Below are 18,890 nucleotides of genomic sequence, written 5' to 3'. Positions count from 1 at the left end.
GTTCCGCTGAAACGTGGCACACACTCCGTCAATGTACGGCGCGTTGCCTGCTTCCGCTTCCTTTGCTTTGGCACTACTATACCACAAAGTATATACAGGCTCATAAAATCGCTACCTCCGCCGCGCAACTGCAAGCGGCATAACCACAAGGCTACGCCAGCACGCGCAGTCTGCGCAGCAGGGCTGCCAGCGGGCGTCCGAGCTTGGGCACCGCCACAAGCTCCGCCTCTGTGATCAGCCTCAAGCGTGCGAGGCCGATCACAAACACCACGGCGCCTGCGGCTACGCCCAGCAGGCTTTCCGCCGCCGCCGTGGCACGGCCTCCGGCGGCCCAACCCAAGGCACCCAGCGCGGCGCTGGTGCCCCACATCGCCGCCGCAGCTGCGCAGGCCAAGGCGACAAGCAGTGCCGCAGGCTTGAACACGCTGGCGGACCAGCTCCAGCGCAGCCCCGCCAGGCGGGCAAGCAGCGCGATGTTGATCGCCGCTGCCAGCAGATAGGCGGCGGCTCCCGCGATGGCGGCTCCAGCCGTGCCCAGCTGCGGCACGAGCAGCCAGTTCAGCAGCGCTTTGGCTGCTGCTGCGGCGAGCATCGCCAAGGCTGGAGCGCGAACTGCGCCCAGCCCTTGCAGCAGCGCCGCCGAGATGATGCTGAGCGTGCCGCCTACGGCGGTCAGCGCCATCCAGCGCATGACTCCGCTGCCGGTGTCGTCCGCGTACAGCATCACATTGACGGGCACCGCCAGCACAATTAAGCCTGTAGCGGCGGCTAGTCCCAGTAGCCAGAACCAGCGCAGCGATTGCTCACATTGGCGGCGGGCCAGCTCCGTGCCGCCCGTTACCCGGGCTTCCGCCAGCGACGGAATGAATAATGCCGACAGCGTAGTGGCAAACATCATCACCAGCTGTACAAGCGGCAGACCCCGGTTATAGACACCGAAGGCCACCATAACTCCTGTATCATCCAAGCCCTCCTGCTTTAACAAACGAGGCACCGTAAACGTGTCCACCAGGCTAATCAGCGGAACCGCCAGCGCTCCCAGGCAAACAGGCAGGGCATAACGAAGCAATGCCTTTAGCAAAACACCGTAGCTCTCCGTCCGGTGGGCTTCTCCAGCCCGCTCCTGCGCTGTCCCGGCTGCACTCTTGAGCACACCTGATACGACAGCACGACTACCACTCACCCAATCGTCCGTCGTTCTCTCTATGACGTCAGAACGTCCAGACGCAGTCTCCTGTATGCCCTTCTGTTCTGTCTTCCCCGCGACCTGCAAAGCCTGCTCAGACAGCCTCCCTTGCCTTGTGAGCTTCTTCCTGTGGTTGCGCCAGAATAGCAGCATGACGACCAGACCCGCTGCCCCGCCAGCCGCAGAACCAAAAACAGCCCCGGCAGCAATCATATCGGGTCCGGCTCCTTGCGACAGCATAACCAGCAACAGCATGATCATCACACCCACCCGTACCGCCTGCTCCGTCACTTGGGAGACAGCGGTCGGGATCATATTTTGCAAGCCCTGAAAATATCCCCTTAGCCCTGCCATAACCGGCACGAACAAAAAGGCAAAGGCCGCCGCCCTCACCGAGGGAATAACATGAGCATTGTCGATCCACTGACCGATCAGCGGTGCGCACGTATACATCAGCACGCCCAGAATCACACCAAACATGCCCAATACAAGGTAGGACAATCGGGCTACACGTTGCCCTGCGGCCCGGTTTCCCACCGCCTCATATTCTGCTACAAATTTGGATATCGCTGCCGGAAATCCAGCAGCGGCAATAGTAATCAACAGCGTATAAAAAGGATAAACCGTATTATAAATACCGAAAACGCCGTCACCGCCGATATTTTGCAGCGGGATTTTTTGCAATGTGCCGATCAGCTTGCTCGCTACCGCCGCCAGTGTCAAAATGACAGCACCCCGTAGTAGCCGCGAAGCAGCGCGATTTTCCTGCATCGTCCGTTCCCCACTCCTACCTGAAATATGCATCCTTCACGAGTCCTATTATACCGCCTCTTTCTCTGGAAAGAAAAAAAGCCCTGCAAGACGACAGACGGCTTTCGCCATTCAGTACGTCTTACAGGGTCGGACCGGGGGATTACTGTTCCATTTGTTTACCGAGGAAACCAGCGGCTGTTTCAGCCATTTTGATCTCCATTTCGGCCATCTTCACGTTTTCATCCTTGTTCAGCAACACAACGGAACCAATAGGATCACCACCCGAAACAATGGGAGCCGCCACAAAGGACGAAAGTGTTTCTTCGTGGTCTCTTGTCAGCTCATAGGAGCCGCTGGCTGTTTCCAGTACCGTTTTGCGATTATCCATACTACCTTCGATAATACTGCCGACCGGCTTGTCCAGAAACTCTTTTTTGGAGCCTCCGGCCACCGTAATAATGGTGTCCCGGTCGGTAATCATCGTAATATGGCCTGTGCTTTCAAACAGGGACTCAGCGTATTCTTTGGCGAAATCACCAAGTTCACCGATAGGCGAATACTTTTTCAAAATGACTTCTCCGTCACGATCCACAAAAATTTCAAGCGGATCTCCTTCACGAATCCTCAAGGTGCGGCGAATTTCCTTAGGAATAACTACCCGCCCCAGATCATCAATACGGCGAACTATACCAGTAGCTTTCATTTCACATGTTGCCCCACTTTCTCAAGAAGAATTTAGTAAACTACTGACGGTATCGAAAGACGCTTCCGCTCCCCCGGAAGCGGTCACGAAGAACGTCACGGTCATGGTGTTTATGGTGATATCTGACCATAGTATTCATCTGTTCCCAATTCCTTATGCATGTTCAGTTATTTACCTTCGGTTGTAGCTCCGTCCTTGGCTGTTCCTGCTTTGGTATCAGTTGTTCCACCTGTAGTGCCTTCAGGCGTAGCTGTGCTGCCAGCGCCCGGTGTGGTGCCGCTTTTCTCTTGCGTAGCAGGTGCCTTCGGCAGGGTGAATTTCAAATTAAGTTTGGCCAAATCTTTTTCGGTAAAGTTTTGAATACTTTCACCAGCCAGCTTGTTTTTCAAAGCAGCCTTCTCGTTGTCCTTCAATTTATCAAACGTAGGTTCATTGCGGGATTCCACCTTGATGATGTGATATCCGTATTCTGTTTCCACCGGATCTCCGATTTTATTAATCGGCTGCTTCTCGGCTGCTTCCTTGAATGCAGGCACCCATTGAGCTACGGATGCATTCTCATACAAACCGCCATTGGAAGCCGAACCCGGATCTTCTGAGTATTTCTTGGCAATCGTCGCAAAATCAGCTCCGCCATCCAACTTCGCCTTCACTTCTTTGGCCAGCTTGAGAGCATCTTCTTTCTTGCGTTCTTTTTTGGTTTTTGGATCCTGGAAATTAATCAGTACATGACGCACGGTTGCTGTCGTGAATTGATCTTTGTTTTTCTCAAATTCCTGTTTCAGCTGATCGTCCGTCACTTTGTTCGTCTCACTGTTGATCACCGTCATCACACGGGTAAAGTAATCCTTCACACCCTGCTCAGTCAGTTTTTGATCACTTAAAAATGTCTTGAATTTAGCATCTCCGACCGACTTCTTATACTGCTCCAGTTGTTCGGTTCCTTCTTTGGCGCCCTGTTCCTTGGACTTATCGTCTGCTTTTTCAGCCAGCAGCTTGTACACCACTTCTTGCTTGGCAATTTGCTCCCGCACCTGATCCGAAGCAAGCATCGCTCCATATTCCGGATACAGGAATTTCATCATACTGATTTCCTGGTTAAACTCATTTTCTGTAATGGTTCCGCCAGTGTAGGTCACGACAACCTTACTGCTGTCCTTCGGTTGGTCCTTGACCTTACTCTCCTCGACTTGCTTCGTACATGCTGCCAGCACCGATATAGCCAGCACCGCGGCAATGGCCACCGATAGCATTCTCCAAGGTTTTCTTTTATTTGGTAGTGACATTTTGCAGTTCCTCCTTCAATGTGAATGCATCTTTTAGTGCACTCAAAAATTGCTCCAGCAGCTCTAGTATCTGTGGATCATCCAGACCTTTGCCCTTGATACGTGCGCTCATAGGAGTGCCCTGTTCAAATTGTACACGTCTTTCAAAGCGATTGCCAATCTCTGCAAGCTTGGCGGTCTGTACCGCCTGCTGGCGCCCTTCGTGGAATTTCAACACGATGTTGTCATCCCGCTGGACAATGGACTCAATGCCATACATGCGTCCGTATACCTTGAGACGGGCCACAGCCAGCAAATGACGCACAGCCTCCGGCAAATCACCAAAGCGGTCGACCAGTTCATCCTCCAGCTCCATAGCCTCGTCAAACGTGCTGACTGCCGCAACCTTTTTATAAATCTCAATCTTCTGAATACTGTCGTAAATATAATCTCCCGGCAGGTAAGCATCCACGCCCAAATCAATGGACGTACTCCAATTTCGATTCGACAGATCCTCTTCTCCAAGTACGCTAACCTTGCGCTTATTGATTTCCTCAGCCAGCATTTGCGAGTAAAGGTCAAAACCGACGGATGCAATGAATCCGTGCTGCTCTGCACCGAGCAAATTCCCCGCTCCGCGAATAGACAAATCACGCATCGCGATCTTGAACCCGGAGCCCAGCTCCGTAAACTCCTTGATCGACTGAAGGCGCTTCTCTGCCACTTCCGTCAGCACCTTATCCCGCTGGTACGTAAAATAAGCATAGGCAATCCGGTTGGAACGGCCTACACGCCCACGCAGCTGATAAAGCTGGGACAGCCCCATTTTATCGGCATCATGCACAATAAGTGTATTCACATTCGGAATGTCCACCCCGGTCTCAATAATGCTGGTGCTGACCAGTACATCATATTCACCGTCCAGGAAGTCTAAAATCGTCTTCTCCAGCTCGGATTCGGACATCTGACCGTGACCCACGCCCACCTTGGCATCCGGCACGAGCGCATTGATCTCGGCAGCCATTTCCTGAATGCCCTGTACGCGATTATACAGATAGTACACCTGTCCTCCACGTGCCATCTCGCGTTCAATCGCTTCACGCACCAACGTTTGACTATGCTCGACAACATAGGTCTGCACCGGAAAACGGTTTTCCGGCGGTGTCTCAATGACCGACAAATCGCGAACCCCGAGCATAGACATGTGCAGTGTACGCGGAATAGGCGTAGCCGTTAACGTCAGCACGTCCACATTCGTTTTCAGCTTTTTCAGCTTTTCCTTGTGCGTCACGCCAAACCGCTGCTCCTCATCGACAATGAGCATCCCCAGATCCTTAAACACCAGATCCTGCGACAGCAGGCGATGGGTGCCAATGACAATATCGACGGTCCCCTGACGAACCCCTTTAATCGTCTCATTCTGCTCCTTGCGCGAACGAAAACGGCTCAACACCTGAATATTGAATGGATACCCGGAAAAGCGCTCGCGAAACGTCTCATAATGCTGCTGTGCCAAAATCGTCGTTGGAACTAACACGGCCACCTGCTTGCCCTCAATGGCTGACTTAAACGCAGCACGAATGGCGACCTCTGTTTTGCCGTAGCCTACATCACCGCACAGCAAACGATCCATCGGACGGCTCTGCTCCATGTCCTTCTTGATCTCTTCAATCGCCCGAATCTGGTCACGTGTCTCTTCATACGGGAACATATCCTCGAATTCCTGCTGCTCCGGTGAATCCTTTTCAAAAGCAAAACCAGGCGCTGACTGCCGTTCTGCATACAGCTTGATCAGATCATCAGCAATGTCCTGAACCGAGCTGCGAACCTTGCTCTTCACCCGTGTCCATTCATTTCCGCCCAGCTTGTAAATCTTAGGTTCCTTGTCCTCTGAGCCGACATACTTCTGAATCAGGTCAATCTGCTCAATCGGTACAGACAGCTTATCGCCGCCCGCATAGAGAATGTGCATGTAATCCTTATGGATACCGCCAACCTCCAGCGTACCGATCCCCATGTACTTCCCGATCCCGTGATTCTGGTGTACGACATGGTCGCCCACCTTCAGCTCGCTATAGCTCTTAATCCGTTCTGCGTTGTCCACATGGCGGCCCTGCTTGCGTGCTTTGCGTTGCTTTTGCGAGAACATTTCGCCCTCAGTAATCACTACCAAATGAATAGATGGCATCTCAAAACCGCTTTGTAAATTGCCGATAGCCATCGTTGGCTCATCAATACCGTAATCCTGAAGCACCCGGCGCATCCGATCCAGCCGCTCGTCTCCACTCGCCAGCATCATAACCTGTGTACCCGCCTTGCGCCAGCGATCCATTTCCGCCTTGAGCACATTCATTTGACCGTGGAAATCCTGCATGCCCCGGCAGATGAAATTCAAAATATTTTGCGGCTGTGTATGTGGAACCTGACGGAGAAAGATCGACAGGAACAACGTCTGGAATCTCCGGTTATACAGCAGATTGTCCGCGTTATCCGACAGCTCTAGCTGCGGTAACGTTTTACCGTTTTGAAGCAAATGCAGATTCCACTCGGACTCATCCCGTTCAAGCTGCTTGGCTGTTTCCAGCATCCGCGCAGGCTCGTCAATGATCAGAATGGTGTCTTCCGGCATGTAATCTGCCAAGGTTTTGCGTTCGGGATACAACAGCGAGATATATTTATAGATTTCGTCAAAATACACATGCTCACGCAGCAGCTCAATTTCGCGGTGAATCTCTTCTTTCAGATGCAGCTTGGCCTGACGGTCTGTCATTTTGCCGAGCTGCTCCTCCAACAGAATCGCTGCGGCATCTGCCGCCTGATCCATACGAGCGTTATCCGCTATGACTTCCTTGCACGGCGTTACGGTAACTTCCTGCACCTTTTCCACCGAACGCTGATCTTGCGGGTCGAACATACGGATGGAGTCAATTTCATCATCGAACAGCTCCACACGGTAGCCCCAACGGGTTGTCATCGGATAAAAATCGATAATACCGCCACGGACACTCATCTCTCCACGTGATTCTACACGCTCCACCCGCTGGTACCCCATCTCGACCATATGCAGCAAAAACGGCTCCAGTTGGATCGTTTCGCCTTCTCTCAGCTCGATTCGGGCTTCACTCCATGTCTCTGGAAGCGGCAGCAAACGCCGGACACCAGAAAACGGCACGACAACAATCCCACGAAAACCCTGGGCGCATCGTATCAATACTTCAATTCGTTGGGATAGCGTCTCCGGGCTGGATATGGCGGCCTCAGCAGCTACCAGCTCATTCGAGGGGTACAACAAAACCCGTTCTGGAGGAAGCGCTTCCTGCAAATCATCTGCTATTTTTTGAGCAGCAAACATGTTGTGCGTCATGACCAGGATCGGTCGTCCGGTATCTTCGGCAAGCGCGGCCATCAGTACCTGTCGGGAAGAGCCCGACAAACCAGATATGAGCTGTTCCTTCATGCCTGATGATATACCTGCTGCAATGGATGCATAATCAGCATCCTTGGTAAAAGCCTGAATAAGTGCTTGTAACAAAAAAGGCACCCCTTTATGCTTATAAATAGTTGCATGTAAACTGAAAAAGAAGCCTCAGCAATGCTGCCAAGGCTCCATAAGCGGGATTACCGCTTCACCTCTCAAGCTGGTACAGACCAGTTGAATACCTGTTATTGGAGCGGATTTACGAGCAGACTCAACTCCGGATTATTTTCCAGCGCCTGGTTGCAATGCTCGCAAATGACTTTGACGGTCACTTCACCGCCCGAATTATACGCTATTATATCTCTACGCTCGGCAGGGGTCAAGGAATGGAAGCCCAGCCTTTCTTCGGTTATTGCATCGGAATCAATCCGTCCCAAGAAAGTTCGACAATGTCTGCATACATAATTCACAATCATGTAATGTATATGCCTCCTGAAAGTTTTCTATACCTTTCAGTATGTCCAATAAACTTCCATTTAAGCCCATCCTGCCTGCTCTGGACCTTACTTATTGAATTCTGCCATGGTCCGTTCAAAAGGATGACCCAAGCTGTATTCCAAAGCATCACACGTATCCTCTATCATTCCAGCCAGCAACTCCTTCTCCTTCTTCGGAAAGGTTCCCAGAACATAGTCCACGATGGCATAGCCAGGCTCAGGACGGGAAATGCCCATACGAACCCGATTAAAGGATTGTGTGCCCGTATGCTGGATAATCGACTTGATCCCGTTATGACCACCTGCACTGCCTTGATACCGGAGTCTTATTTTGCCGACCTCTGTATCCAGATCATCATAAATTACGACCAAATCATCTATATTCGCTTTGTAATAGTCCATATAAGCACGCAGAGACTCGCCCGAGAGATTCATATAGGTCATCGGCTTGATCAGCACCGTTTTTACGCCGCCAATATGTCCTTCTCCAATCAACGCCTTGCATTTGCTTTGGTTAATCTGGATGTTATGACGGGCGGCCAGAGCATCCAGCGCCATAAATCCAACATTATGTCTCGTTTTTTCGTACTGGGGACCGGGGTTGCCCAATCCTACAATCCACTTCATAAACCGTGACACCCTCTTTCGAAGTCTTGATTTTTTGGTAAAATAGTTATACTGAACAGGAAGGTGCGTGCTGGTATGCTCAATCAGGGTGATATCCTCTTATATGACAGCCATTTTCTATATCATTTAAAACATTCGGTTCCTGTCCAAGTCTATGACGGGAATGTACATATCCAAATTGGCATCATTGCGCGTTTTAACGAGCATTTTGTCGAAATGGAGGACACGCTATACAATCGTCAGCGCTTCACCTTTATATCCAGACCGGGCTTTTAGCCTGACATGCTGATAGGGGTTACCTTTTCCAGTTGGAAAAGGCAACCCCTTTTTTAATGAGCCAGCGCTTATTCGATTTCAAACAGTTTGCTGATTGACAATTCCTCATGCACACGGATAATGGCTTCTCCCATTAATGGAGCCACAGATAATACCTTCAGCTTGCTTGTCGGATTGGGGTGAACGATCGGAATGGTATCCGTCACGACCACCTCTTTTAACGGTGAATTCTCCAGTCTTTCCATAGCGGGCCCGGAGAGCACGGCATGCGTACAGCACGCATACACATCCGTTACGCCGCCTTCCTTGAGCGCATTCGCACCCAGCACAATGGTTCCCGCTGTATCAATAATGTCATCAATCAGAATAGCGGTTTTACCCTCAATATTTCCGATAATGTTCATTACTTCACTTACGTTTGGCTCAGGACGACGTTTGTCGATAATAGCCAGCGGGGCATTCAGGAAATCCGCTAACTTCCGCGCACGCACAACACCGCCGTGGTCAGGGGAAACGACAACCGGGTTTTCAATCTGCTTCGAACGGAAATACTGGGCCAGAATTGGTGCGCCGAACATGTGATCCACCGGAATATCAAAGAATCCCTGAATTTGCATCGCATGCAAATCCATACTGATTACACGGTGAGCACCCGCTTTTTCAATCAGGTTAGCGACAAGCTTCGCCGTGATCGGATCACGTGAACGTGCTTTCCGATCCTGACGGGCATAGCCGTAATATGGCATAACGACATTAATGCTTTTGGCAGAAGCCCGCTTGAGTGCATCAACCATAACCAGTAACTCCATCAAGTTGTCGTTAACTGGCAGACAAGTCGACTGCACAATGTATACGTGGCAACCGCGCACGCTTTCAGACAGTTTGATTTGAATTTCACCGTCACTAAACGATGTGGTATGGGATTCCCCCATTGGAATTCCGATGTAGTCCGCAATTTGGTGGGCCAACTTCGGATTGGAGTTACAAGTAAATATTTTGAGTTTGGAATCGCAATAAGTCATTTATAGAAACCCTCCGTGCTGATTCATTCATTACAGATCCAACTACTTGCTGATTAAGGTTATTCCGATCTTTTCTTCTTCGCTTTGGCACGCGCGCGGATTTTATCCGCATATCCGGCTTTGTTCTCTTGACGCGGTCTGGCAATGGCCAGATCGTTATCAGGGACAGCATGTGTTACGGTGGAGCCCGCTACGACATAAGCGCCTTTTCCGATCTTAATTGGGGCAATCAGATTCACATTACTGCCAATAAAGGCATCATCTTCAATTTCTGTAATAGATTTATTATACCCATCATAATTAACCGTTATTGCCCCACAACCGATATTAACGTTTGTACCTACCTTGGCATCACCAACATAGCTCAAATGGGACACCTTGGAATGATCACCAATGGTCGCATTTTTTACCTCAACAAAATCACCAATCTTCACATGCTCGCCCAGCTTCGCACCCGGACGCAGATAGGCAAACGGACCCACAGATGTACTGCTACCCACTTCAGCTTCGTTCAACACCGAATGTTTCACCGTTGCGCCCGAATGAATCAGGGTATCCTGAATCTCAGTCTGCGGACCAATCATACAATCTTCACCGATTTGTGTTTGACCTCGCAGCCATGTGTTCGGATACAGCACGGTATCGGAACCAATGGCAACCTCGCTCTCGATGTAGGTAGAGGACGGATCAATGATGGTCACACCGTTCAGCATATGCTTGCGCACAATGCGTTCTCGCATGTATCCCTCAGCCACTGATAAAGCGACCCTGTCGTTCACACCGATAGATTCCGACACATCATTTGTTAAATATGCCTCAACCTTCTCGCCTTCGCCATGCAAAATACCAATGACATCCGTCAGGTAGTATTCCTGCTGTACATTGGTGTTGGTTACTTTGTCCAACGCTGCGAACAGCTTGGCATTATCAAAGCAGTACGTTCCCGTGTTAATTTCCCGAACAGCGTCTTCCCCAGGTGAGCAATCCTTCTGCTCCACGATCTTGAGCACTGCTCTTGCAGCATCACGGATGACCCGGCCGTATCCCTTAGGGTCGTCCAGCTCAGCGGTCAGAATTGTTGCGGCCGCTCCCCGGCTCTCATGTAGCTGCACCAAGCCCTCCAGTGTTTCCGCTGTAATCAGGGGGGTGTCTCCACAGATAACGATGGTCGTACCTTTCTCCTGACCGAGCAAGTCTTTGGCCTGCTTGACAGCATGCCCCGTTCCCAACTGCTCTGCCTGAAGCGCATATTCTGCCGACAGTCCCAAATAAGACTGTACCGCTTCCGCACCGTGACCCACAATCACCACACTGCGGGACACTCCGATGTCACGAACCGTGTCGAGTACATGACCGACCATCGGTTTCCCGCATACCGGATGCAGAACTTTATATAATTTGGATCTCATACGTTTTCCCTGCCCTGCGGCAAGAATGACTGCCAACCTTTCCAACAAGTCCAACCTCCTATCCTGAAAATAACAATTTCCCTTTGGCTAAAACGTTAATTTCCAGATCAGATTTTTGCTTAACTTTTCACAATCCTCCTGAAAAATAACGGCGAACCTTTAGTTAATGGCTATTTTTTCAGGCCAGCTTGTGCTGGACATTCATCCCCGGGATGCATCGCTGCTTGATCCCTGTCTTATGAAAAAGTCGCTTCGGCAGCCCGGATGGCTCCAAGTTGCCTTAAAACTGACTGTTAACTCATTAAAGAATATATCTCATTCCAGACAAAAAGAAAAGAGAGCCACAGTTTGTGGCCCTCTTTTCTTTTGTACCCCAATCTTGCTTTAGACGAATTAAGCGCCTTCTTCAATAGCTACTTCTTCATCCACCGCGGCGCGTTCGTACTCAGTTAGTACAGCAGCCTGAATTTTCTCCCGGGTTCCTGAAGATATCGGATGAGCGATATCGCGAAACTCTCCGTCCGGGGTCCGTTTGCTAGGCATAGCCACGAACATCCCGTTATTACCATCGATAACACGAATGTCATGAACAACAAACTCGTTATCAATTGTAATGGATGCAATCGCCTTCATTCTTCCTTCTGAGTTCACTCGGCGGAGTCTAACATCCGTAATCTGCATGTGTGTTTCACCACCTTTTTCCAAATAGGACTTGGTGTATACATTCCACACAGCATTTCGAATTCCTTCTTTTTTTGGACAAAACGTATCCTAAATTCAGGTAATTTTTTTGAAAAGATTTCTTTTCGACATATTTAGGTATTTTTTGATGAAATGTGACATTTACTGACCTGTAGATTCATCAAAATAATTCCCCAGCTTGACTGTAATTTGCTTGCTTCGAGAATCGACCGCGGTTAGATTCGCCAGTGAAATATAATCGTGCAGCAAGCGTTCTCCATTCTCCACCTCGCCCGATTCTACCAGCACACCTACTCCGGCTACCTCAGCATTAAACTCAGCCAGCAAGTCGACCATCCCCTGAATCGTGCCACCTGCCTTCATAAAATCATCCACGATGAGTACACGCGATTTCTCGCGCATCGCCCGTCTGGACAATGACATCGTATGCAGGCTCTTTTGTGACCCTGAGACGTAATTAATACTCACTGCCGAGCCCTCCGTTACCTGATGATCACGCCGTACGAGGACAACGGGCAAGTTCAGTTGTGCCCCGGTTGCATAGGCAAGCGGAATCCCTTTCGTTTCCACCGTCATGACTACATCAATCTGTCTGTTGGCAAATGCAGTAGCAAATATTTTACCAGCCTCATTCATCATCGCCGGTTGACCCAGCAAATCCGACAGATACAGATATCCTCCGGGTAAGATACGATCCGGCTGCTCCAGCTGTGCACACAGGTCATTCGCAAATGTAAGCGCATGCTGCTTGGACAGTCTTGGGATCAGCTTGACGCCTCCTGCCGCTCCCGCCAACGTCAGAAGCTCACCAATGCCTTCATCCTCAAATACTTCCTTGATAATGGCCAGGTCTTCGCTTATGGACGATTTTGCCGCCCCATAACGATCCGCAAAATGCGTAAGAGGCACCAGCGTATGCGGCCGTGACAGCAAAAATTGTGTCATTTCCACCAATCGTGAGCTTCTTTTAAGTTTTTTCACAACAATTCCTCGCGATCTATTCTTCTCCTGCCGCCCGCTTCGTACAGTAAAAGCACCGGCGGACTGGCCGGCTGCTGGCGGAATGTAAGTGATATAGTAAAATCCGAATATTTAATAGTAAATATATCATCTTCGTACGTATTTGTACAACAAATACCACTAAAATTAGAAATAAAAAACCATAATCAGGTCAGAAGTCGTACTGCGTACACATCCTTGCAGAATCCTCTGAGTCCGTTATAAATGCGCGGTACTTTGGCTTCCTTCGACACCAGCCCGAACACTGTAGGACCACTGCCTGACATTAGCACCCCATCCGCTCCTAATCGAATCATAGAGTTTTTAAGATGCTCCACCTCCGGGTACAGCTTGAGTGTGACATCCTCCAGTACATTCCCGAGCGCATTACATACATCGGTAAAAGAAGCGTTGCGGATCGCTTGCTCCATCTGCCGGGCAGACGGGTGATGCGTGATCTGATCCGCTTTAACGCGTCCGTACACTTCAGCCGTCGATACATTAATCGGCGGCTTCGCGAGAATGACCCAGCATTGGGGTGGATTCGGAAGTGGCCTAAGTAATTCCCCGCGTCCACTCGCTAAAGCCGTACCGCCTGTAATACAGAAGGGCACATCAGAACCAAGCTCAGCGCCCAGTACTCTTAATTCAGCATCCGAAATGCCAAGCTTCCACAGCTTGTTTAGCCCACGCAGCGCTGCCGCGGCATCACTGCTTCCGCCTGCTAACCCTGCGGCTACCGGGATATGCTTGTCCAAATGGATATGCACGCCCGTAGAGACATCATAACGTTCCTTAATCAGACGCGCGGCCTGAAAAGCCAGATTTTTCTCATCTAGCGGTATGTACCCGGCTTGGCTTGAAATGATAATGGTATCACGCGGTAACTCGGACATGGTCAAACGATCAGACAAATCGACCATGGTCATAATCATTTCAACCTCGTGATATCCGTCATCCCGTTTGCGTAATACATCAAGCATTAAATTGATTTTTGCCGGTGCTTTTTCGTATATTTTCAAGGCGTTCACCCACCTTCAACTTTTCCCTCAAGACAGCTTAACATATTATATCAGACTCAGCGTGTCAAGTCATGAGGTTCAAAAAAGCGGAGACCACCCGGTATAATACCGGAGATCCCCGCTTTTTCATCAGTACTACCGAAGCACTAACGATGGCTACGATTTGCGGGAAGCTGCCTGCTCTGCAAGCTGAATGGCCCGCTTCACCATATTGCCCGCATCCTTGGCTTTAATGCCTCCCCAGCCCTCTTCCTTGACCGTATCGTAAAATCCAAGATCCTTAGCCAGCTCATACTTAAGCTCTTCCGACATGACACCTCGTCTTCTCCGACTCATGCGTACGCCTCCTTCGGCAGTGGAATAAGGAAGATCATTCCCGCCTTAGTATGCGCAAAGACGCGATGCTTCATCCTGCCCCATATATACAAAACGGCCCCGTCATTTGGAATGACGAAGCCGCCGTTAAACCTGCAAAGCCGGTATAGATTACATAAAATCAATTAAGGTGTGTCAAAACATTCGACACTTGTATGGGAGTCGGGATCATAGACGGTAACTTCTACCGACTCGGTAAGAATGTCAGCATAGCTGTAGGAGACACGCTTGAACGTTTGTTGCTCCTGATCCAGCTTGACGATAAAAACAGAAGGGTACGTTTCTTCCAAGACACCAGTTCGTTCGACGGTCTTACGGCGTCCGCCGTTAGCCCGCAGCAAAATTTTTTGCCCTACATGTGCGTCGAGACTGCGTTTGATTTCCAACAGCGTATTTTTAGCCATTGCCTAACGACCACCTCTTTCCTTGTCCATTATAACGAATTTTAGAGACAATGTCAAATCAAGCTAAATATTATATCAACCCGAAAAATAAGTTGTCAATTTAATTTTTTGCGAACAGGAATATGCGTATAAAAATGCCAAAAAGCCCCTGTACACAGAGGCTTTTTATCCAGATAAATCCTATTTAACAGGTTCAAACCTTAGATTGCGGAAGGCGTTACTTTAAGAGTCGACAAATTTTCCAGCTTCGGCAAACCGATACGATAACTTCCCCGGGTTTCGATACCACCTACGCCACGGCTGCCACTAATCGTCTGATGAAACAAGTCGCCCATGTTCACTGTATCACGGATCGACGTAAAGGCAGCCTTGGCAGCCACATATACCGGGTCCAGCGCGTGAATCAGTATACGCCCTGGTGAGCTGGCAAAGTTCGCTCCTGCACGCAGCAGCGCTTCAAAATGGGACTGACACGCTCCCGCCACAATCGTCAATGAATCCAGATGACGTTCATATTGTCTCGCTACCTGGATCGCCGCCACAAAATTTTGCGAATTTTTATAGCTTTTCAGGCTATATAAATCATAAGGCTGTGGCTGCTTCAACACCCCGTCATGTCCGGTAATGACTACGATATCCGGGCGAATACGGGGAAGCAGACGATACAACGTGTCGGCCATAGCTGATTCGTGAACATGATGTCCCTCTGCAGGAACGCGAAGCTGCTCATATAAGCTGAGACATTTTTTCAAATAGCCGGGGTCCCCATCCAGATGAAGTACCTTGCCGGGCATTTCAAAATACGTCGACTCCACCGGATCACTCCACTCCCCGATCAAAGCCGCCTGACTGCGGGCTGCTTGCTTCTGTCGTGCCTGCTGCAACAGATTGAGAGACTCATCCGCCTTAATATGGGCCTGCCGTGTCTTCCCGCTAATCTGGTCTGCAGGCACCTTGACCAGATCGTTCACAGGGGAATCGGCAAGAAGCCGAAATTCCGTCCCTTTAATGATCGCTTTATCCCGCTGGATGTCCTCAACGCGAAACGTGACATCTCCGCCATACGATTTTCGAACGACCAAGTCTCCTAAAATCATCACACTGTATCACCCCTCCCATATCGTATGGGTGAATGCACAGTTTGGTTCCTTATCATGCTCAAGAGCTTATACAAACCAGCCACAACCGTGCAAAGCGCAACCAGAGACTCTCTGATTGCTGCTAAGCGATAGCTCGTACGTCAGGTCAGGAAATCCCGGCTTCCAGCAACACAGCGCTCAGACGCGCAAATTCCTCGATACTCAGCGTCTCGCCCCGACGGGAAGGCTCTATGCCTGCCTGAAGCAACAGCGGCTCCAGCGTGTCCCTGTTCTCTTTGGTAAAGAAGCGGCTTTTCAGGTTATTCGAAATGGTCTTGCGACGCTGGGCAAATGAAGCATGTACGACTTCGAAGAAATGCTGCTCGTCCACCACCTCTACCGGAGGCACTTCCCGCACACGCAAACGGATGACCGCCGATTCTACATTCGGCTGGGGAATAAATACCGTATTCGGTACGATGCAGACCAATTCGGGTTCGCTGTAATATTGCACTGCAATACTCAAGCTGCCGTAATCCTTCGTCCCAGGAGACGCTGCCATACGCTCAGCCACTTCCTTTTGAATCATGACGACAATATTCTCCAGAGGGAGCTTGTCCTCCAGCAGCCTCATCAGAATCGGTGTAGTGACGTAGTACGGCAGATTAGCGACGACGCTCACTTTACTGACCCCGGCAAAATCGGAAGCAAACACCTCTCGCAAATCCAGCTTCAGCACATCCCCATGGCGTACCTTCACATGCTCATAAGGGGCCAGCACCTCTTCGAGAATAGGCAAAAGCCGCTGGTCAATTTCGACAGCTGTAACTACCTTGGCCGATTGCGCCAGCTTCTCGGTCAAAGCGCCAATCCCCGGACCGATCTCCAGTGCGCCCTTCGTTTCGTCCAATCCCGCAGCATTCACGATCTTGTTCAGAATATTTTGATCAATCAGAAAGTTTTGTCCCAAGCTCTTCTTGAACGAAAACCCGTGCCGCTGAATAATTTCCTTCGTGCGCCGCGGTGTTGCTATATTTTGAATCCCTGTCATACGGATATCACATTCCTTCACTTTCAATTTGTGCCAGCGCACCGGCAAATTCCTCACGGCTGATCTGGAACACAGCGAGCCGTTTATGTAACTGCTTACCGTTACAGTAACCAATACCCAGCATATTACCCAAAGCCATACGTCGTGCAGCAGCATTCGGGTGGGTGATCAGCCCGGCGTCAATCAGGTCCGCCCAATCAATTAGCGGATCGGCCCCTTCCACCGTCGTATGCACCCGTGCCAGAGCATGTCTGATCGCTTCAGGCGAGGCATTCTCCACGCCAATATCCCCTTTGCGCGTCGCTTCTGCCTCTGGTATAAAGGCCTGCTTGCAGCCAGGCACCTTGGAGGCGATAATTTTGCGGATACGCTCCCCTGCATGATCGGGATCGGTCAAAATAATGACACCCCGCCGCTCCTGCGCCAGCGCAATTTTGCGCAGCGTCATTTTATTAATGGCTGAGCCGCCCGTTTCTATCGTATCCGCTTCGACAGCACGGCGAATAGCGACCGTATCATCCCGACCCTCTACCACGATCACTTCCTTGATCATTTGCGTTTCCCTCCACTGCTACACAGTCAGCTATATTCATCTTTCCCTGCTTTTGAAAACAAAATAAGAAGAGGGTATCCTCTTCTTAGCATGGCATAACTATGATGTTAATACTATCGCATTGCCCTAAACATATACAACACGTTTTTAGTTCATTTCAGGCTTCACGGGTCCAATCACATATACGGTTTTACCGTGCTTGCGACCAAACTGATTGGCTTGACTCAAACTCTCATAATACACATCGATTTTGTGGCCTTTAATTGCGCCACCGGTATCCTCCGCACGGCGGAAGCCCACCCCTTCAATATATACCCACCAGCCGATTGGAATCACACTCGGATCGACAGCGATGGTGCGTCCTTCCGTGACACGCGTGCCGGATGCGGTACGTGTACCGATACCTGGCTCCTGTGACGAATAGGCCGTCATGGAGACGTTTTGTAATACTTTGTTATATTTAAAATTCACACCTGCTTTACGGACAGCATTGTCCGAACTAACCCGTGTTGCCTTAACGGCATCTTCAGGACCGACAGAAGCAGCCAGAACGACCGGTTTTTTCTTCGTTCCTACCGCAATCACCTTATCCACACGATTCTGTGCGACTTCCTTGTTTACCAGCTGCTTGGATACCAATTTTCCGTCATGGTATACCTTTTGAACATGCTGGACCACAACACCCGTTTTACCGCTTTGGATGACCCGATTATCACCTTTATAGAGACTTGGATCGGCCGTTTTGATGACCTGATAAGGTACCTGTTGCTTCTGTTCAACCTGCTGTTTCTTCACACGGATGATTTTTATGTCCATGTTAGACGAAACAGAAGCATCCAGAGCAGGATAAACTTTATCATTTGACGATAATTTATAGCCCGAGGTGCGAATGGCACCCTCTACTGTATTTTCTGTTGTGTACAATTTTTTCGTCTCGTTGGCTAAGGATAATTTGACCTGATTGGCACGTTTGATGACTACGCGATCCCCATCCTGTACTGCTCCGTTCAGCGGCATCGAAACCGTATCATGCGGCTGAAGTGAAATCGAATGCTCTTTGAGCAAATCTTGGAGCTGGGATTGCCGGGTTTCTACCGCAGATGCCTTACCATCGATGACAAAAAAGACCTGTTTTTTAGATTCAGTGTACACCAGAATTGAAATCATAATCGTTAGTGCGATTAGAAAAATAGCAACCAAAGCAGCCTGGCGCACATTTTCTTGCTTCCAACGCAATACGTAAGACATGCTGGATGAGCGTGACTCATGGGTCTCCTCTTTTTGGAAAATGCCCATTTCCTCCGTCCTCCTTACATAGCCCGCCGTCTGGAGTAAGACATAGTTGAGATTGACGTGACTATAACAGATTTTCTACAAGACAAGCCCGTAATGCGACTGTCCTGCACCATGTACCCGTCTTCGCGGCATGCTGTCCTCCCCTGTTTAATCACAGTATGATGACAGATTTTCTTTTATTCACAACAAAAAAAGCCAGAAAAAGAGACTAGAGAGCTCTTTCGTGGCTTCCGGCATGTGCGAATATGCGGAA

18 protein-coding genes are annotated in these 18,890 nt (G+C 49.8%); 1 reads left to right on the top strand and 17 read right to left on the bottom strand.

What is annotated here, in order from left to right:
* Positions 1-151: 151 nt before the first annotated feature.
* The 6 genes from ACIFO6_RS08005 to pth form a co-directional block, all read right to left on the bottom strand.
* A complete protein-coding gene (locus ACIFO6_RS08005) occupies positions 152-1,957 on the bottom strand; it encodes a putative polysaccharide biosynthesis protein (RefSeq protein WP_430039801.1) in 1,806 nt (601 codons plus the stop codon).
* A 142-nt stretch (positions 1,958-2,099) separates the two neighbouring features.
* On the bottom strand, positions 2,100-2,642 hold the full coding sequence (gene spoVT / locus ACIFO6_RS08000) for a stage V sporulation protein T (protein WP_134911735.1): 543 nt from the start codon (positions 2,640-2,642) through the stop codon (positions 2,100-2,102).
* Between the two features lie 167 nt (positions 2,643-2,809).
* On the bottom strand, positions 2,810-3,928 hold the full coding sequence (locus ACIFO6_RS07995) for a foldase protein PrsA (RefSeq protein WP_430039799.1): 1,119 nt from the start codon (positions 3,926-3,928) through the stop codon (positions 2,810-2,812).
* The gene (gene mfd / locus ACIFO6_RS07990) at positions 3,912-7,439 is read right to left on the bottom strand and encodes a transcription-repair coupling factor (RefSeq protein WP_430039797.1); all 3,528 of its coding nucleotides are present in this window, start codon (positions 7,437-7,439) and stop codon (positions 3,912-3,914) included. The genes ACIFO6_RS07995 and mfd overlap by 17 nt, the downstream gene beginning before the upstream one ends.
* A gap of 131 nt (positions 7,440-7,570) precedes the next feature.
* Positions 7,571-7,801 (bottom strand): anti-sigma-F factor Fin family protein, encoded by a 231-nt coding sequence (locus tag ACIFO6_RS07985; RefSeq protein WP_137061098.1) that lies wholly within the window; start codon positions 7,799-7,801, stop codon positions 7,571-7,573.
* Between the two features lie 87 nt (positions 7,802-7,888).
* Positions 7,889-8,449: an aminoacyl-tRNA hydrolase gene (gene pth, locus ACIFO6_RS07980; RefSeq protein WP_430039795.1), complete on the bottom strand. Its 561-nt coding sequence runs from the start codon at positions 8,447-8,449 to the stop codon at positions 7,889-7,891.
* A gap of 75 nt (positions 8,450-8,524) precedes the next feature.
* Here pth and ACIFO6_RS07975 point away from each other — a divergent pair, with 75 nt between their 5' ends.
* Entirely contained in the window at positions 8,525-8,725 is a 201-nt protein-coding gene (locus tag ACIFO6_RS07975; RefSeq protein ID WP_025682474.1) for a hypothetical protein, read from the top strand.
* Between the two features lie 68 nt (positions 8,726-8,793).
* On the opposite strand, the gene ACIFO6_RS07970 is transcribed toward ACIFO6_RS07975, so the two are convergent.
* The 11 genes from ACIFO6_RS07970 to ACIFO6_RS07920 all read right to left on the bottom strand — a co-directional run bounded on the left by ACIFO6_RS07970 (position 8,794) and on the right by ACIFO6_RS07920 (position 18,637).
* On the bottom strand, positions 8,794-9,747 hold the full coding sequence (locus ACIFO6_RS07970) for a ribose-phosphate diphosphokinase (protein WP_025682473.1): 954 nt from the start codon (positions 9,745-9,747) through the stop codon (positions 8,794-8,796).
* A gap of 59 nt (positions 9,748-9,806) precedes the next feature.
* Complete coding sequence (gene glmU / locus ACIFO6_RS07965; RefSeq protein ID WP_430039793.1) at positions 9,807-11,204, bottom strand: bifunctional UDP-N-acetylglucosamine diphosphorylase/glucosamine-1-phosphate N-acetyltransferase GlmU; 1,398 nt, start codon at positions 11,202-11,204, stop codon at positions 9,807-9,809.
* A gap of 345 nt (positions 11,205-11,549) precedes the next feature.
* Positions 11,550-11,837 (bottom strand): septation regulator SpoVG, encoded by a 288-nt coding sequence (spoVG, locus tag ACIFO6_RS07960; protein WP_007428016.1) that lies wholly within the window; start codon positions 11,835-11,837, stop codon positions 11,550-11,552.
* A 162-nt stretch (positions 11,838-11,999) separates the two neighbouring features.
* Complete coding sequence (gene purR, locus ACIFO6_RS07955; protein WP_430039791.1) at positions 12,000-12,839, bottom strand: pur operon repressor; 840 nt, start codon at positions 12,837-12,839, stop codon at positions 12,000-12,002.
* A gap of 185 nt (positions 12,840-13,024) precedes the next feature.
* A complete protein-coding gene (gene ispE / locus ACIFO6_RS07950) occupies positions 13,025-13,879 on the bottom strand; it encodes a 4-(cytidine 5'-diphospho)-2-C-methyl-D-erythritol kinase (protein WP_430039789.1) in 855 nt (284 codons plus the stop codon).
* 156 nt (positions 13,880-14,035) lie between these two features.
* The gene (locus tag ACIFO6_RS07945; RefSeq protein WP_283654048.1) at positions 14,036-14,215 is read right to left on the bottom strand and encodes a small, acid-soluble spore protein, alpha/beta type; all 180 of its coding nucleotides are present in this window, start codon (positions 14,213-14,215) and stop codon (positions 14,036-14,038) included.
* A gap of 164 nt (positions 14,216-14,379) precedes the next feature.
* Entirely contained in the window at positions 14,380-14,658 is a 279-nt protein-coding gene (gene veg / locus ACIFO6_RS07940; RefSeq protein ID WP_044646031.1) for a biofilm formation stimulator Veg, read from the bottom strand.
* 200 nt (positions 14,659-14,858) lie between these two features.
* A complete protein-coding gene (gene yabG, locus ACIFO6_RS07935; protein WP_283656357.1) occupies positions 14,859-15,755 on the bottom strand; it encodes a sporulation peptidase YabG in 897 nt (298 codons plus the stop codon).
* Positions 15,756-15,903: 148 nt separating this feature from the next.
* Complete coding sequence (gene rsmA / locus ACIFO6_RS07930) at positions 15,904-16,788, bottom strand: 16S rRNA (adenine(1518)-N(6)/adenine(1519)-N(6))-dimethyltransferase RsmA (protein ID WP_430039865.1); 885 nt, start codon at positions 16,786-16,788, stop codon at positions 15,904-15,906.
* Positions 16,789-16,795: 7 nt separating this feature from the next.
* On the bottom strand, positions 16,796-17,341 hold the full coding sequence (rnmV, locus tag ACIFO6_RS07925) for a ribonuclease M5 (RefSeq protein WP_430039786.1): 546 nt from the start codon (positions 17,339-17,341) through the stop codon (positions 16,796-16,798).
* A gap of 147 nt (positions 17,342-17,488) precedes the next feature.
* Positions 17,489-18,637, bottom strand: coding sequence for a G5 domain-containing protein (locus ACIFO6_RS07920; RefSeq protein WP_430039784.1), 1,149 nt, complete (start codon positions 18,635-18,637; stop codon positions 17,489-17,491).
* Positions 18,638-18,890: the final 253 nt, after the last annotated feature.

Source organism: Paenibacillus sp. NRS-1781 (assembly GCF_050467745.1).
Lineage (GTDB): Bacteria > Bacillota > Bacilli > Paenibacillales > Paenibacillaceae > Paenibacillus > Paenibacillus terrae_A.
This window is presented reverse-complemented; position numbering and strand designations above follow the sequence as displayed.

Bases quoted from the DNA above. Each gene is read 5' to 3' on its own strand.
- veg (WP_044646031.1), bottom strand. From the start codon at position 14,658: ATGGCTAAAAATACGCTGTTGGAAATCAAACGCAGTCTCGACGCACAT.
- ACIFO6_RS07995 (WP_430039799.1), bottom strand. From the start codon at position 3,928: ATGTCACTACCAAATAAAAGAAAACCTTGGAGAATGCTATCGGTGGCC.
- spoVG (WP_007428016.1), bottom strand. From the start codon at position 11,837: ATGCAGATTACGGATGTTAGACTCCGCCGAGTGAACTCAGAAGGAAGA.
- ACIFO6_RS07975 (WP_025682474.1), top strand. From the start codon at position 8,525: ATGCTCAATCAGGGTGATATCCTCTTATATGACAGCCATTTTCTATAT.
- ACIFO6_RS07920 (WP_430039784.1), bottom strand. From the start codon at position 18,637: ATGGGCATTTTCCAAAAAGAGGAGACCCATGAGTCACGCTCATCCAGC.
- ACIFO6_RS08005 (WP_430039801.1), bottom strand. From the start codon at position 1,957: ATGCAGGAAAATCGCGCTGCTTCGCGGCTACTACGGGGTGCTGTCATT.
- pth (WP_430039795.1), bottom strand. From the start codon at position 8,449: ATGAAGTGGATTGTAGGATTGGGCAACCCCGGTCCCCAGTACGAAAAA.
- ACIFO6_RS07985 (WP_137061098.1), bottom strand. From the start codon at position 7,801: ATGATTGTGAATTATGTATGCAGACATTGTCGAACTTTCTTGGGACGG.
- ACIFO6_RS07945 (WP_283654048.1), bottom strand. From the start codon at position 14,215: ATGAGTCGGAGAAGACGAGGTGTCATGTCGGAAGAGCTTAAGTATGAG.
- rnmV (WP_430039786.1), bottom strand. From the start codon at position 17,341: ATGATCAAGGAAGTGATCGTGGTAGAGGGTCGGGATGATACGGTCGCT.
- ACIFO6_RS07970 (WP_025682473.1), bottom strand. From the start codon at position 9,747: ATGACTTATTGCGATTCCAAACTCAAAATATTTACTTGTAACTCCAAT.
- yabG (WP_283656357.1), bottom strand. From the start codon at position 15,755: ATGATTTTAGGAGACTTGGTCGTTCGAAAATCGTATGGCGGAGATGTC.
- spoVT (WP_134911735.1), bottom strand. From the start codon at position 2,642: ATGAAAGCTACTGGTATAGTTCGCCGTATTGATGATCTGGGGCGGGTA.
- rsmA (WP_430039865.1), bottom strand. From the start codon at position 16,788: ATGACAGGGATTCAAAATATAGCAACACCGCGGCGCACGAAGGAAATT.